The 16,816-nt window shown below is 26.0% G+C and carries 15 protein-coding genes; 3 read left to right on the top strand and 12 right to left on the bottom strand.

All coding sequences use genetic code 11. The features are described from left to right. From BM119_RS17735 to BM119_RS17760, 6 genes are all read right to left on the bottom strand, one after another. The coding region (locus tag BM119_RS17735; RefSeq protein ID WP_278336804.1) for a rubredoxin-like domain-containing protein at nt 1–339 on the bottom strand (339 nt) is incomplete at its 3' end. 313 nt (nt 340–652) lie between these two features. Beyond that, nucleotides 653–1,966: an MFS transporter gene (locus BM119_RS17740; protein ID WP_090043051.1), complete on the bottom strand. Its 1,314-nt coding sequence runs from the start codon at nt 1,964–1,966 to the stop codon at nt 653–655. A 699-nt stretch (nt 1,967–2,665) separates the two neighbouring features. Continuing rightward, nucleotides 2,666–4,597, bottom strand: coding sequence for a sensor histidine kinase (locus tag BM119_RS17745; protein WP_143087351.1), 1,932 nt, complete (start codon nt 4,595–4,597; stop codon nt 2,666–2,668). Beyond that, nucleotides 4,572–5,273 (bottom strand): response regulator transcription factor, encoded by a 702-nt coding sequence (locus tag BM119_RS17750; RefSeq protein ID WP_090043053.1) that lies wholly within the window; start codon nt 5,271–5,273, stop codon nt 4,572–4,574. Before BM119_RS17750 ends, BM119_RS17745 begins: the two co-directional genes overlap by 26 nt. Nucleotides 5,274–5,538: 265 nt before the next feature. Next, the gene (locus BM119_RS17755; RefSeq protein WP_090043054.1) at nt 5,539–5,745 is read right to left on the bottom strand and encodes a hypothetical protein; all 207 of its coding nucleotides are present in this window, start codon (nt 5,743–5,745) and stop codon (nt 5,539–5,541) included. Nucleotides 5,746–5,913: 168 nt separating this feature from the next. Further along, nucleotides 5,914–8,199 (bottom strand): ATP-dependent DNA helicase, encoded by a 2,286-nt coding sequence (locus BM119_RS17760; RefSeq protein ID WP_090043055.1) that lies wholly within the window; start codon nt 8,197–8,199, stop codon nt 5,914–5,916. 123 nt (nt 8,200–8,322) lie between these two features. On the opposite strand from BM119_RS17760, the gene BM119_RS17765 reads away from it, so the two are divergent. Beyond that, nucleotides 8,323–8,679 carry a hypothetical protein gene (locus BM119_RS17765; RefSeq protein ID WP_090043056.1) on the top strand — a complete coding sequence of 119 codons (357 nt, stop codon included), beginning with the start codon at nt 8,323–8,325 and terminating at the stop codon, nt 8,677–8,679. A gap of 157 nt (nt 8,680–8,836) precedes the next feature. On the opposite strand, the gene BM119_RS17770 is transcribed toward BM119_RS17765, so the two are convergent. The 4 genes from BM119_RS17770 to BM119_RS17785 all read right to left on the bottom strand — a co-directional run bounded on the left by BM119_RS17770 (nt 8,837) and on the right by BM119_RS17785 (nt 11,882). After that, nucleotides 8,837–9,514 (bottom strand): alpha/beta hydrolase, encoded by a 678-nt coding sequence (locus BM119_RS17770; protein WP_090043057.1) that lies wholly within the window; start codon nt 9,512–9,514, stop codon nt 8,837–8,839. A 238-nt stretch (nt 9,515–9,752) separates the two neighbouring features. Next, nucleotides 9,753–10,319, bottom strand: a complete 567-nt coding sequence (locus tag BM119_RS17775) for a GNAT family N-acetyltransferase (protein WP_090043058.1) — start codon at nt 10,317–10,319, stop codon at nt 9,753–9,755. Between the two features lie 102 nt (nt 10,320–10,421). Next, nucleotides 10,422–11,099: a hypothetical protein gene (locus BM119_RS17780; protein ID WP_090043059.1), complete on the bottom strand. Its 678-nt coding sequence runs from the start codon at nt 11,097–11,099 to the stop codon at nt 10,422–10,424. 159 nt (nt 11,100–11,258) lie between these two features. After that, a complete protein-coding gene (locus BM119_RS17785; protein WP_090043060.1) occupies nt 11,259–11,882 on the bottom strand; it encodes a DNA-3-methyladenine glycosylase in 624 nt (207 codons plus the stop codon). Nucleotides 11,883–12,282: 400 nt separating this feature from the next. Here BM119_RS17785 and BM119_RS17790 point away from each other — a divergent pair, with 400 nt between their 5' ends. Next, a complete protein-coding gene (locus BM119_RS17790; protein ID WP_090043061.1) occupies nt 12,283–12,699 on the top strand; it encodes a hypothetical protein in 417 nt (138 codons plus the stop codon). Nucleotides 12,700–12,751: 52 nt separating this feature from the next. Here BM119_RS17790 and BM119_RS17795 read toward each other — a convergent pair whose 3' ends face one another. Continuing rightward, the gene (locus tag BM119_RS17795) at nt 12,752–14,800 is read right to left on the bottom strand and encodes a methyl-accepting chemotaxis protein (protein WP_143087352.1); all 2,049 of its coding nucleotides are present in this window, start codon (nt 14,798–14,800) and stop codon (nt 12,752–12,754) included. Nucleotides 14,801–15,413: 613 nt separating this feature from the next. Continuing rightward, nucleotides 15,414–16,169, bottom strand: coding sequence for a tRNA threonylcarbamoyladenosine dehydratase (locus tag BM119_RS17800; protein WP_090043063.1), 756 nt, complete (start codon nt 16,167–16,169; stop codon nt 15,414–15,416). A 418-nt stretch (nt 16,170–16,587) separates the two neighbouring features. Between BM119_RS17800 and BM119_RS17805 the strand changes: the two genes are divergently transcribed. Continuing rightward, nucleotides 16,588–16,816, top strand: a 229-nt coding sequence (locus BM119_RS17805) for a transposase (RefSeq protein WP_090043064.1), incomplete at its 3' end; no start/stop codon positions are given.

Consider the following 16,816-nt stretch of genomic DNA (forward strand, 5'->3'; position numbering starts at 1 on the left):
TAACATTTCTGCAAATTTTGATGCATGTTCTGCTTCTTCAAATGCTATTCTCTTATATGCTTCTGCTACTTCTGGGAATCCTTCTCTATCTGCTTGTCTTGACATTGCTAGGTACATTCCTACCTCTGTACATTCCCCCATAAAGTTTTGTCTTAATCCTTCAACTATTCTTTCATCTACATCTTTTGCTATTCCTACTCTGTGCTCATCTGCCCATGACATCTCTGAGTCATTCTTTTCTATAAATTTTTCAGCTGGTGCTTTACATTGTGGGCACTGTGCTGGTGCAGCCTCTCCTTCATGAACATATCCACATATTGTACAGACAAATTTTTTCATAATATAAACCCTCCCAAGATTTTTCAAATTATTTATTTTAATTTATTGATTTTTAATTAATGGATAATTGTTATCCGTTAATATTAATTATACCCACTTTGAAATAAATTGCAACCCCTTTTTAAAAAGTTTTTTATAAATTTGTGATATAAATAGTTAAACTCAATTTTATATGTATATTCTATATATAAATAAAAAATAACCTTAGGGCACATGAAAGAAAATAACAAGTCAAATATACTAGCATACTGACTTGTTATTTTTTTGAATGTGACTAAAGCTTATATAAACATCTAAAGGTTATTTAACATTTTTATTTTATATCACTTACACAATGAGAATCCATTGATAAATTATCATTATTTGCATCTGGTGCTATATCAATATTTTTTAATAATAACTTTTTAAACATTAATATAGACACTAAAATTAAAACTGCACTAATTTCAATGCATATCCAAGTCTCAATTTTATCAAATAAAAATCCAAATATTAATTGGCCTAAAGGAACTGCTGCCATACATCCTGTTGTCATTACAGCCATTACTCTCCCCATCATAGGTAGAGGTATTTTTTCTTGAATCATAGCATTTAAGGCTATATTTACTATTGATAGAATTAAACAAATAATAAAGTTTATAATAATAAAGCTGACATATGGGAAAAAATTACCTTGAAATAATCCTAAATAAAAATTTGAAGGCACAATCCCCAAAATTCCAATCAATATTGAAGAAATAAAAATATTATAGAATAGAATTTTACCTAACCCCATTTTCTTAGATATCCTACTACAAATGAAAGGTGAAATCATCATAGAAGTAACTAATATAGATTGAAGCATACCATATTGCAAATCTGATACTTTAATCACTTCTTTTGAAATATATGCTAACCCTACTTCCCCTATAGGTGTAAAACCAAAATTAATTACCAATGCTAATATAATTATTGTATAGATATCTTCGTTGTTCTTTATAAATTTAATTCCTTCTGAAAAATCATGATAAAAAGACTTAAAGTTAATTTTTTTAGGTCTTGTATTACATAGTGGTATATTTATGAATATCTCACTTATGGCGGAAAGTATAAAGCTAAATGAATTTACAACTAATATAACCGCTAATCCATATAAGCCAAATAAAATTCCTGCTATTGCTGGAGCTGCTACCATTCCTATATTTATAATAAAAGAATTTATCCCATTTGCATCAACCAAATCCTCTTTTTTTACAATTGTTGGTATAACTGTGCTTATAGCAGGATTAAAAATCAATGATATAACTGCTAAAACAATAGTTAATGTATATATTTGCCATAATTCTAATCCCCCATTAATTTTATATATAATTGCATATATTCCTATTAAAACCCCATTTAATATATCTAAATAAACTATTATTTTCTTTTTGCTTACCCAATCTACAAAAACACCAGCTATAGGCCCAAGTATTAATTGCGGAACTAATGTAATAGCTAACACCGATGCAAATTTAGTAGCAGAACCAGTTAATGATAAAACATATAAGGACAATGCAAAACTCTGCATTTGAGTACCTACAAAAGATACTAATTTTCCAAGCATCAATAGAGAAAAATCTTTTTTCTTTAAAAGACCAAATTTCATATTTTTTCCCCCTTATTATTAATTTGTAATTTTTATTTTTGCTTTGCCAATAGATTAAAAATACCCCCAATATTTATAAATTTTATATGATCTCCCAAAACTAACTTTTTATAATTTATTTCTTTATTTTCCATTATTTTACGATGTCTTAATGTTATTTTATATTATATTTAGATATATGTCAATATATAAATTTAGATACTACTCTAAGTTCATATTTTTACATTTAGAGATATGTATAAGTGATTTTACATAATAGGTAACTATAATTCTCAAAAATTTTTATGAGAAATAATATCAAAACTAGACAATTAATATAATCTAATTTTAACATTGAGTTATTTTTAAACTACAGAGAATTTAATATTTATGAAAATATTAACAAAAAAAAATAAAACTACCCACTAGTATATTCCTCTTTTTGTATTGATTTATTTACACTTATAATATATAAGTTCTAATTAATAAAGTTTATAACTTGATAATTTACATTGTTATGAATTACTAAAATCACAGTTTAAATTCAAATGAATAAACCTTTTTAGACATATATATTAAGTATTTAAAATTATTTTCATTTTGTATAAAACTTGAAACTAGAAGATTAGTCATTGACCAACTATAATTTTTTTTAAATAATAAAAGCAAGAGAATTTATATCTTCTCTTGCTTTTATTATTTTCTTTCATGTACCTGAATTTAATTGTATAGTTCTATAAATACTTTAAATAAATCGCCATCTAAATCAATATTCATCTTACCATTATGGCATTCAACTAAACTCTTTGCTATGGCAAGACCTAGTCCATTTCCTTCTACATTAGAAGTTCTAGACTTATCCCCTCTAGTAAATCGTTCAAAAATCTCTTCCTTATCAAAATCTAGTGGAAATTCAGATATATTTTTAAAACTTATTGCTATCCCACTTTGTATTTCTTTAATATCAATATATACCCTTGTGTTTTCCATAGAGTATTTAAGAGCATTAGTTATTAAATTTTCAAATACTCTAGACATCTTCTTTCCATCTAAATTCATTGTTATATTTTCAGAAAATGTCTTAAATATAAAACTTAAATTTTTACTACTATATAATTGACTATTTGAAAACTCTCCAAGAGACTGTCTTATAAGCTCTACTAAATTTATATTTTCTTTAGTTAGTTCTAATTTCCCACTATTTATTTTTGACACTTCAAATAAATCTTCTATTAAACTCTTAAGCTTTAAGCTTTTTGTATTTAATATTTTTATATAATCTTCTCTCTCTTCATCTGTTATATCTTCTCTCATAAGAATATCTGTATAATTTATTATTGATGTTAAAGGTGTTTTTAAATCATGAGAAACATTTGCCACAAGTTCACTTTTTAATCTCTCATTTTTAAATTGATCATCTATTGATACTTTAAATCCATTTCTTATAGTATTAATGTTTTTTGCAAGATGAGATAGATTCTTCTCACCTTTTTCAATAAGTTGATAATTTAAATCTCCATTAACTATCTTATCTGTTCCATCAATTATCATAGATATATTTCTCATAAATTTAAACGCAATAGGTAATATAAATATAATATAAACAACAACCACTAAACCAGCAAAGAATACTTCTTCTGTCCTTGTAAGAATCATAGTACTTAATACACATATAACTGATAAAATAGATGTTAAAATGAAAAACATGAATTTTTTACTTAAGCTTTTACATGCAAAAATATTCTTCACTGATTTTATATTATCAATTCTATTTATAAGCCAGTTTTTAATTGATCTTAAGAACTTAAAAACAAAACTCTTTTCTAGTATTTCACGACCTTCTTTAGTATCAATTAAAAGCATAAAGAATATTATTATTCCTAAAATTACTATTTTAAATATTACTGAAGCTACTTCATTAATTAAATTATCCTTAGCTTTCAATAATTTATTACTTGCCTCTGTCAAACTTCTATCTAAATATTGTTTTTGATTGCTAACATACCTTACATCTTGATATACTGAATCATCTTCTCCTATTGTATTGGGTAACCAATATGCTTCTAAATACTCTCCTGGATCTTCTATATACCTCAAATGATTTTCAAAATTCATTACTGCTGGTGAAGATGCTGGCTGTGAAACACTACGAATATATGATACACCTTCTACTTCTGATTCTAGATTTGCATTTCCATTTTTAATATCTTCTATCATTGAATTTGTTAAGGAACCATCATTATTAGTTAAATATTTACCACTAGGTTTGTGCAATATAAAGAACTTAACGCCTTTAACATTACTCATACTATTACCTAGCTTATCTAAATCTTCTTGAGATTTTTCTTTTATATCTTTTAGATAACTTGTTTGAGAATATATTCTAACATTTACATCTGATACATATTTACTTATCCATTTTGACTCTTCGAAATTTGTCTTTGAATACTCCTCATCACTTTCCATTTGTTGCTGCAATACATACTCTCTATATTGAGTTGCATTTTTAATATCTATTTTTGCAAACTTAATTCCACGATTAAATGTATTATATATACTTATAATCATAAATATAGCCAGTAAAAATAAAAATGGATAAAGCTTTCTAATCCAATCTAAAACCTTTTTACTTTTCAATTTTGTAACCAACACCCCACACCACCTTTATATATTTAGGTTCTTTAGGACTAATCTCAATTTTTTCTCTAATCCTTCTAATATGAACAGTAACTGTATTCTCTGATCTATATGCAGGTTCATTCCAAACCCTTTCATATATTTCATCTGAAGCAAAAACCCTTCCTGGATTTTCAGCTAATAGTATTAATATTTTATACTCAAGTGGTGTTAATTTAATCTCTTCTCCATCAACCTCTACTTTATGACAATCCTTATCTATTAAAAGCCCATCTATATTTATTGTGCTAGAGTTATCTTCTATTGCAATATTTCCAAAATCCATATATCTTCTAAGCTGAGATTTTACTCTTGCAACTAACTCTAAAGGATTAAAGGGTTTAGTTATATAATCATCTGCACCTATATTAAGTCCTAGTATTTTATCAGAATCCTCACTCTTTGCAGAAAGCATTATTATAGGTATATTTTTCCTTTCTCTTACCCTCATACAAGTTCTTATGCCATCAAGCTTTGGCATCATAACATCTAATAATATTAAATGTATTTCGGTATTTTCTAGTATATCAAGTGCCTCTATACCGTCCCCTGCCTTTATAATCTTTATATCATGACTACTTCTTAAGTAAATTTCTATAGCATCTCTTATTTCTTTTTCATCATCTACAACAAGAACATTATATTTATCCATCTTTAAATTCACCCCTCCTCTATATTTTAATATTAACCCCTATTAATTACAAAATATCTTATATATTTATTAAGGATTTCTTACATTTTCTACTTATGCACATGAAAGAAAATAATAAGTCAAATAGACTAGCATACCTATTGGGTATTTTTTTGAATGTGCCTTAAATAATGTAACCTAATGAATAAGAAAAACAATAAGACATGATTTCTATATTTGATAGAAATCATGTCTTATTGTTTTTCTTAGTTAATATTATATATATCTATTTATATAAATTTATATATTTTTCTTTATATGTTTTCCTCATAATTATCTCTTTAATTATCATAACAGGAACATATATACATGGGAATATCATAAACCATATCCCGTTTCTATATATATTTTCAAAATAATATGCTAATAAATAAATTAATATTAGTGCTATTACTGAAAAACAAATATCAAATGTTTTTAATGACTTATTCATAAAACTATCACCTCTTGCTTATCCTTTATTGTCTTAGTATTTAATATATAATTATGTCCTTTCTATTATATGTGGTAATTACATATTTGTTAATACTTTTTGCAATAAAACTTTATTAATAATTCATTAATTTAAATTTTATAAAAGTTTTATTTTACTTCTTATAAGTTATTTAATAACCTTAAAATGTAGCCATTCATAAGGCATTAAACCTATATACTTATCACTTAAAAATCTATCATCTATTAGTAAAAGAGTTCCTTCATCTTGCTCTGTTCTTATTATTCTTCCTGCAGCTTGCATTATTTTATTCATTCCTGGATAAACATAAGAATAATCATATCCTTGTTTTTCTAACTCATCATAGTAATTTTTTATAATATCTCTTTCCAAACAAATCTGTGGTAATCCAACTCCAACTATTATTGCCCCATTTAACCTATCCCCTTTTAAATCTATCCCCTCTGAAAATATTCCACCTAGAACTGCAAATCCTACAAAAGTACCTTTGTTATCTTCATCAAACTTTCTTAAAAACTCTTCTCTTTCTTTTTCATCCATTTCGCCTTCTTGTACTATAGTTTTTACATTAGGATTAATCTGAGCAAAGCTTTCATAAACTTTATTCATATAACTATAAGAAGGAAAAAATACTAAATAATTTCCTGGACGTGCATCTAATAACATAGATATATTTTTACATATATAACTATATGTTCTTTCTCTATGCTTGTATCTAGTTGATATAGGAGTTATAAAAATTTCTAGGTTTTCTCTTTTAAAAGGAGATTTAAGCTGTAATGTATAGTCTTCTTCTTCGCCTCCCAATATCTCTTTATAATATTCAATAGGAGCTAGTGTTGCTGAAAACATTATACATCCCTTATACTGTTTGGTTATTTCTTTTAAAAGTTTTGATGGATCTAAGCAAAAAAGTGTTACCTTACATTCTAGCCTATCTCTCTCAATCATTGTTACATATCGCTTATCATAAAACTTATATATTCTAATAAATGAGTTAAACTTAAAATATAAATCTAACAGTTCCTTATGACCATTGATTTTTTGATTTTTAGCTAGCCATAGTTCTGCCTTAGGTATAAATTTTGTTATCAAAGAAATTAAATCCTTTGGTTTCTCTTTGTCATATGAATTTGCATCTTGATTTTCTTTTCTTATTTTTAATAACTCTTTATTTATGTTTCCTAATAATTTATATATATTATTGTCTATGTCCTTAAAAATATTTCTACACTTCAAAACTTCGGTTTTTTCAACACTAGCTGAGAACATACCTCTGGCTCTATCAACTAAATTATGTGCCTCATCAACTAATATAGCACATGTTTTTGTTTCATCATCACTATATCTCTTTAAAGATACTCTTGGATCAAACACATAATTATAATCACATATTATTACATCACACAATGTAGATAAATCTAAGGAAAACTCAAATGGACATAGTTTGTATTTTTTACTATATTCTTCTATAACATCTCTAGTTAACTCGTCTCTGTTGCTTAAAACTTCTATAATAGCATCATTTACTCTATCATAGTATCCATCAGCGTATATACAATTTTCTTTATTACAATTAACTTCTTCATTGAAACATATTTTTTCTTTTGCAGTTAATGTAATAGACTTTATCTTAAGACCTTTATCTCTAAGTATATTAAGAGTGTTTTCAGCCACTGTCCTGGTTATGGTTTTTGCTGTAAGATACATTATTTTATCTATATTACCTTCTCCTATAGATTTAACTGCTGGAAATATAGTTGATATAGTCTTTCCTATACCTGTCGGCGCCTTAGCAAATAATCTTTTTTTATCCTTTATCGACTTGTATGCCATAACAGCAAGATCACGTTGACCATTTCTGTAATTTTCAAACGGGAAATCAGATGCTGCTATTGTTTCATTTCTTATATCATTGAAATTTGCCTTTAATGAGGCAAGGACTAAATACCTTTGTAAAAGATTATCCACAAATTCTTTAAGTTCTCCTATATTAAAAGTTTTCTTAAACTTTTTTTCAGTATAATTATCAGTATTTACATATGTTATCTGCACACTAATTTTCTCAATAGAATTATTAATTCCATATATATATGCATATACTTTTCCTTGAGCCCAATGAGCTAAATTGTAATCTTCATCTATAAACATAAGATCTTTTGACGTAGATTTAATTTCATCTATTGTTATTTCACTATCTTCGTTTATTAAGCCATCACATCTACCATCAATTAAAAAAGTAAAATTATCATAATTAATTTCACCTTTAATCGATAATTCTTTTTTATAGTTTTCACCTTGTTTTTCCTGTACTATATGATGTGCCTTTATACCTTCTTGCATTACAGATGTCCCCTTAAATGTTGAATCTATACTCCCCCCCCTTAAAGCAAATTCCACTAATTCTCTTACGGAAAGTTTAACCAAATACATAACTGTACCACCTTAATACTTAATTCTTTACAAACATTTTAAAACTTCATTAATATTATATTATATATAGAACTAATCTTTAAATCATAATACTATTTTAAATGATAAAAAGGGGGTTTCTTTATGTATTATTTATTAGTATCCATATCAATAATTTTTTCTATTGTTATGATTTTCTTATCTTTTACTTGTGCTAAAAAAGATAATTTTAAATCTACTTTCTACTTTGTATCATCTAATGAAAAAATCAAAAATTTCTTTTATATAATTCTCATCTTAATAATATTATTACCAATAATATTATTTAAAAATTATGGTGTAAAATTATTACCATCCATAATACCATTCTTGTCCTATTTTTGGATGACATTTATTTTTTCATTTATATGTTATGTGAAAAATTCAAAAGACTCTGCCCTAGCTTTAAGTTTATCATTTCTTGCTCTTGATTTAATTCTTACTTATATAGTACTATTTTAAAATTAATAGCCCACAGAGACTCCAAGGATATTTGGTATAAGGCACATTAAGAACAATAAAACCAGCTAAATTAAATAGCTGGTTTTATTACTAAAATGTTTTATTCTATAGAGTTAGGCACATGAAATAAAATAATAAGTCAAAGATGCAACGTGCCTTAACTAACTTTATCTTCATTTAATTTTTTAAGCCACATGGCAAGAATTTCTTTTCTAAACTGAGTTATTCCACAATGGTCTATTTCCTCAATTACAACCTGAACTGATGAATTTATATCTGTAAGTTCTTTAAAGAACTCTTTCACATCTTTATATTCATATTGACAATCTTCTGATCCATGAAAAATTATCATAGGTGTATTCTTAAATTTATATATGTTAGAAGGTTCCTTATAGTTTATTGTCCTTTTTTCTCCTAAAAGTTCTGGTTCATTATAATGAACAGACATAAGACACAAGGCATCGATTAATTCCCCACAGTAATCATATAGCCTTAATGCACTATATCCTGAATTAGATACTCCACTTACAATGACTTTATTTATTTTTAAGTTATTTCTAAAATCAATAATTAGTTGTTTTACACTATCCAAAAAAGCAAAATTATTGTAGAACTTGTCATCATCAACACCATTAGGTACAACAATTATAATATTTTCAGTATCTGCTATGTTTTTATATAAATCTGCAATTTCATCATAGTTACCCTGGTTTTTTATATTTTTTAATAAAACCATTAAACCCACACTGATATTGTTTTGAAAATCTTTAGGAAAATACATTCTACATGCCCTATCCCCAAAATTGTCCTGTATGCTGCCTACATCTTCTGCCATAACAAACCCCTCCTATAAACTTTCTTTTTTCTGAATTTTCTTATATATATTATACTCGATAGACTTAATTTTATATAAATATAAATTGTAAATTTTATGTAATAAACTCACCTGCAAATGCCCTATTCCTTAACATAGTTTATATTTGCAACCATATGTTTTCCATTATTTAAAATTTCAATACATGCTATAGATAAAAAAAATCCAGAGTTTCAATCTAGATTTTTTAGCACTTAGATTATATAATTTTTTGTTCATTCAAAAAAACTTCTAAATCCAACAAATAAGTAATTCCGTCATAATTAAATCCATTATTTTCCCAAAAGTTTTCTTCCCTATTTATCTCATAAAATCCTATTTTTTTTGCAACATTCATCATTGGCTTATTGCCTGACCAAGTCTCCATATATATTTTTTTATAATAACCTGAAAGATATTTTATATAAGCTTTAATAGCATCTTCGCCATATCCTTTTCCTCTTTCTTCTACAGGAGGAATAGTTATGCCAACTGCTAATTTTTCTTTGTCTCCTTTAATAAAATAAGAGCTAACCCACCCTATTGGTTTACCTTTATTAGTAACTATCTGCAAAAAATTTTTTACTTCTTTTTGCCTCTCTTTTAACATTTTACTAAAAAAAAATATTTTTATTTCTTCTTCTTTAAACTCCAATCTTTCCCATGGTGCATCCCATTCTTCCCATTCTTTATCATGAAAATACCAATTCACATAATTCTCTATATCACTAGGAGTTATCTCTCTTAGTGTTACTTTGTCACTATACACAGAAAAAACATTGATCATAAAATAATCCCCCTCAAAACCTCTCAATAAAATTTTATCATAATTCTCATTATAATTTCCAATTTATTCTTTTATATGTACTATTTGTTTTTCCTATATTATTTATTTCCATTCATTGTATAACTGTTTTTCATCCTCTAACTCTTTTTGTTCAATTGCGCATAACTCATCTAGCTTAGTTAAAATATCTTTATATCCTGTTTTTATAATATTATTAAGATAAAGCTGTTGATATGTAGCTGTTTCATCATCTATGCTTAATACTTTGTCTCTGTTGTCCCCATAAATTTTTTCTAGGACTGCTTCATAGTCTGATATTATTATGTTTCTATTTTTTCTATCCACTATATTATAATTTAGGATATCAAAATTTAATTTTTCAATCAAGCCATATAATTGATAAATATAGCTTAATTCTTTTAAGTTACATTTATCACTTAATGACGCAACTAAGTTAGAGTAGTTTTTATTAATAGGAGTTGGATAAAACCTCAGCTCTTCATTGTTTTTTAGTGATTTTAACGCTCTTATACTTTGAAAAATCGCAGTACATATATCTAATCTTATTATATTTGCATATACACAGACTTTTTTATAATTATAAAACTCTTCATTTTTCCAATTTATTTCCATAATTCTATGCTGTTCTTTTATATTTTTTATTGTTGTTTTTTTTGATATTATCCAGCTGAAATAAGCTCCTAGTAAAGAACCTAATAAAATAGATCCTGAAGAAATTAATGGTGTAATGAGATAATCCGGCATCCTAAACAAAAGCATACAATCACCCTTCTCAATATTTTTACACTATAGTTTTTATAATTTTCATTATTTTATTCATTGGCAAATATACAATAAATGTATAATGGGAATATTTTATAAATTTTGTTATTTGAAATAACATTTTAAAAATTAATTATTTTTCAAAAAAATTAGTTTTTATTTATCTAATACTGAGACAAATTTATTGTTTTTTATGTAATATCTCCATAAAAAATCCTTAGCTTCTTCAGAATAATCTATCCCAATTCTTTTAGATTTTACTATTTCAAATTTTTCTATACCACTAGATGAACCAATATACAGTTCATCACTAAAAATAGAATGAGTGTTTAATCTTTTATCTATATTGAAAGCTATACATAATTTAGATGGTCCAGATGTAAGATTTAATATTTCTTTTTTCTTCAATTCATTAAATACTTTTTTAAATCTATTTTTACTTATTTCATCTAACCCTTCTATAGGTTCAACTGCTCTTATTAAAACCCCTTGAGGATCATTCTCCTCACCTGTTATTACATTAAAGCAATGATACATTCCATATATTGAATAAACATATGCAATTCCACATGTTGAATATAGTGGCATAATCTTAGGTGTTTTTCTTCCTCCATATGCATGACATGCTTTGTCTATTTCTCCTATGTAAGCTTCTGTTTCAACTATCTTACCTATAAGTACCTTTTCTTCATATTTTCTAACTAAAATTTTACCTAAAAGCTCTTTTGCTACAACTCTACCATCCCTTTCAAAAAAATTTATTCCTAATTTTTCTATCATAATATTATTTCTCCTATTTTCTAAATATTTAACTTATCTTTTCAAAATAAAGTATTATTAAATTTATCTTATACTAAATTTTATTAACTTAAAAATTAAATAGATAATTTTTAATATAAGCCCTTTAATTTTATCCTATACAATTAAATTTTATTAAATATATAATGTTAATGCACTTAGGCACATTCAAAAAAATAATAAATAAGTATGCTAGTTTATTTTATTATAAAATATATTGTTTTCATAACATGTTATATAAATAATTGTTTTCTAAAAATCTTCTAGTATCATAATTTGATTTTTTTCTAACACTAGTAATGATAAAAAATAAAATTTAATTTTTAATTTTTTAAATTTATTTTTTATTAACCTTCAAATAAATGAAGAGGAGCTGAGTCTTATGGAAAACAGAAGAATTATAAATTGTGGAGATTTAAAAGAAAGACTAGAAAAGGAATTATTAAAATTCAACTTCATTTATGAAATGGATATAGACGCTAAAAATGATCCCTTTACAGTAACTGCATATATTAATCCTAAACTATGCGAAAACTATTATAGTATACTAGATTTTCTTAGCTATATTTGCAATAAAGAAGATACTGCAAACTGTACAGTATTAGAAACAAATGCAATAAAAAATATTAAGGATGCTTATGATAATTCTGAAACTTTTAGATACCTTTTAGGTTCTGAGGAGATTAAAGCGTTGTTATGGCATTCCTATAACTTACCAAAAGACAAGGCAATTGATAAAGTTATTAAGGTCCATGAAGAAGTACATGTTTTAATAAAACAATTAGAAAAATCAATGTAATTACAAAAGGAAGATTAACATATTAAATCTCATGTTAATCTTCCTTTTTTACCTATTTTTTCAATTTAAATGTATCTACTACCTCTTTAAGTTGATTTGTTTCTTTTAAAACCTCTTCTGTATAACTTGCTGTACTTTCTGAATTATTAGCATTTTGTTCTGTAACTTTTGATACTTCTGTTATAGCTAAATTTATTTGTTCTATATTTGTTGCTTGAACTTTTGAAGTTTCTGAAATGTGATTTAATAGCTCCCCTATATTTTTTTCTTTATTTAATATATCCTCAATTGAAGTTGTAGTTTCTGAAACTGCATTTTTACTTACTTGAACCTTACTTATAGTGTCTTCTATCAATTTAGAAGATTCCTTAACAGCTTCAGCACTTCTTTCTGATAATTTCCTTACTTCTTCTGCAACTACAGCAAAACTCTTTCCATACTCACCAGCTTTAGTTGCTTCTATAGTTGCATTTAATGATAATATATTTGTTTGAAATGCTATTTCATTTATAATTTTTATTATTTTATATATATTATTTGAGGAAACATCTATATCTTCCATAGATACCATAACTTCCTTAACTTTCACTTCAACAGAACTCGCACTAGAAATTAAATTTATAGATAAACTATTTGCTTCTTGAATTGCATTTGATGTTGCTTTTATTTGTTCAGTTATTTCACTTATTGATGCTGTTATTTCCTCTATTGCACTTGCTTGTTCACTTACTCCATGAGATACATTTAATGCTACACTATTTACATTCTCTACTCCATATGATATTTCTTTTATTGATGATTGTATTTGTTTAAATATATCATTATAATAATTAACTATTGTCAAAAGCGATACTTCTATCTCTTTAAAACTTCCTAAAAAGTTCCCCTTTATTTTTACATCTAAATTTCTATTACTAAGCTCATTAGTTACTCTAGAAATTTCACTTATATAAAAAGATATTTTATTTATAGTACTATTTAAAGCTTCTTTTATTTTTGCATGTTCTCCCTTATAATCACCTTTTACACTAACATCTAGATTTCCTTTCGAAAACTCCTGTAATACGTCTATAGCTTCATTTACAGGTTCTAATGCTGAATCTAATATCTGATTCATTCCCTCTAATATTTCTAAATAGCTTCCTTTTATTTCTTCATTATTAGCTCTAATTTTTAAATCGCCCTTATTAACAGCTTCTATTAAAGCTCCACTTTCACCAACCAAAGAACTTAAATTTTCTACCACATCATTTAATGCTTTAGATAATATATCTTTTTCTCCACTAACATCTATGCTTTCTAATTTTCCATTAGATATATTATAAGCAACATTACTTTTTTTCTTTATATTTTCAACTATTAATCTTAATGCACTGTAAAGATCACCTATTTCATTTTTTCCATCAAACTCAAACTCAACATCTACATTTCCTTTTGCAACTTCTTTTGAAATATCAACTAATTTTTTCAAAGGTTTTGTTATTCTTCTAGATAATATTAATCCCAAAATCATTGCTGCTACTAGACTTGAAATCATTACACCTATGGTTGCATAAAGTAGTTTTTTTGCCTTTGCTTGATTTTCAGTTAAAGCCTCTTCACTATATTGAGAAATTTCATTGTATAATTCATTTACATATTTATCCACTTCATTTACTTTTGGTGTTGCATTATTATTTAATACATCCATAGCCTTTGCTCTTTCATTATTTTGTAAATATCCAAAAGCTACATTTCTCTCATTTTCATATGCCTCTAAGGATGATTTTATATTTTTAAAATTATCTAAAAGTCTTTCATCATTTATGCCATCCTCTAATGTATCTACATCTTCAGTTATCTTTGAATCATATTCCTTACACATCTGTACTTTTTTATTTATTTCATCAACACTATCTTCCATGACAACGTCTCTTATTGAAATTCTTGATTTTTGAAAATCATTAGTTAGTCTTGATACATTTACTACTGGTTTCATTTGGTTTTCAAAGTAATTTAGTCCCATATTATTGGCAGTATTTAAACTCATAAAGCTTATAAAACCAGTTAATAAACTTATACACATCATTATCACAAAATAAAACATTATTTTCCATTTCATCTTTAGATTATTAACCACAGCTCATCGCCCCTAAAGTTTAATATTCTTATTTTAAACTTATATAAAAAATCTCAAATTTACTTACTACTACATAGTATTTTAGAAAAACATTACTGTTACTTTATTCATCTTATTTATACAATAAAGACTATACACACTTTTAAACATTGATTAATGCCATATATAACATATAAATTTCATATTAAACTTTTCTACTCATTCTTTTTTACAAAGCTTAGAGGTATTACCCATCATAGAGCAAAAGGCTTCGCCCTTTTTTTTAATTTACAATTGAAAATTGAGAATTGACGATTATTGTTGGAAGTCATGGACTTCCTAAATATAAAGTTGAAAGTTTTAGAAGATTTAACCTCAACTCTTGTAACTCATAACTGATTAAAGTTTTCAACATTCAACCTTCAACTAAAAAATCTATATATTTTAATAGTTATCAAAGTTATCCATAGATCCAAAATTTATAATATCCATAAAGTAAGGCACATGAAAGAAAATAACTTGTTATTTTTTTGAATGTGCCTAAACAAAGTAAGCATCCTTACTTAATTCTAAATAAGGATGCTTACTTTTAAATTCTATATTCTTATATGTATTCTTATATGTATTCTTTAATCAAGGCTTTTATAGCTTCTCCCGCTAAAATCATTCCTGCAACTGGTGGTACAAAGGATATGCTTCCAGGTGTTTGTCTTTTTGTTGTTCTTGTAATATCTAATGTATCATCTGTACTTGAAGTATTATTATTGACTACGTTAACAGGCTTCTTTGGTAATTCCTCTGAATAAACCACCCTAAGTTTTTTTACATTTCTCTTTTTAAGTTCATGTCTCATAACTTTAGCAAGAGGACAAACCTTTGTTTTAAATATATCTGAAACTTTAAATTGAGTTGGATCAAGTTTATTACCTGTTCCCATTGAACTTATTATCGGAACCTCATTTTCATAGCACCACTGTGCTAATGCTAGCTTTGAAGATACCGTATCTATAGCATCAATTATATAATCTACATCATCTGTTATTATCTCTTCTATATTTTTAGCGTTCACAAATTTCTCATGTACAATAACATTGCAATTTGGATTTATACTTAAAATTCTATCTCTTATTAATTGTACCTTAGACATATTAACAGTTTTATGAGTAGCATGTATTTGTCTATTTATATTTGTAACGCATACAGTATCGCTGTCTACTATTACAATATTGCCAACTCCAGCCCTTGCTAATGCTTCAACAGAAAAACTCCCTACTCCTCCCACTCCAAAAACTACTACTTTCTTATTATTTAAAGCTTCCACAGCCTCTTTTCCAATTAACAGTTCTGTTCTAGTAAATTGATTTTGCTCCATAAAATATTCTCCTTTGATATTCTATATTTATTTTATAATATTACCAATTTTACAAATATATCTTCACCCTAATTCCCATATTGTCACCACTTATATTAACATATTTTATTGTTAATATAACTATTATTTTATCTCTAATAAAATAATAATATTTATTAATTTTAAAGATATATATATTGATATTATAGAGATTACAGGTAATATCAAAGGCTTTAAAATAAAAAAAGACTATGACCCTTTTTAAATTGACAATTGATAATTGACGATTATTGTTGGAAGTCATAGACTTTCTAAATATAAAGTTGAAGGTTGAGAGTGGAAAGTTGAAAGTTCAGGTCCTATAGGCCCCCTAATTAGAATGGACAATGTTTACTCAAACAAAGTAAAATAGTTTTAAGATGATTAGGAGGTCTAAGGGATGGAGAAAAAAATATTTACAAGAAAGTTTTCAGAAGATCAAAGAGTTTCATTTGTTAAGGAAGTTTTAGAATCAGGAAGCAATATTTTAATTGCTAAAAGGTACGACTTAAATCCCCAATTATTAAGTAGATGGGTTAATAATTATCGTCGTTATTCTCAAACATTAGAGCCAAAAGAGCCTAAGAATAATGAAATAATACCTAATTATAAGAAAGAATATAAAAAAG

The sequence above is a fragment of the Clostridium frigidicarnis genome, from assembly GCF_900111985.1.
Taxonomy (GTDB): domain Bacteria; phylum Bacillota; class Clostridia; order Clostridiales; family Clostridiaceae; genus Clostridium_Z; species Clostridium_Z frigidicarnis.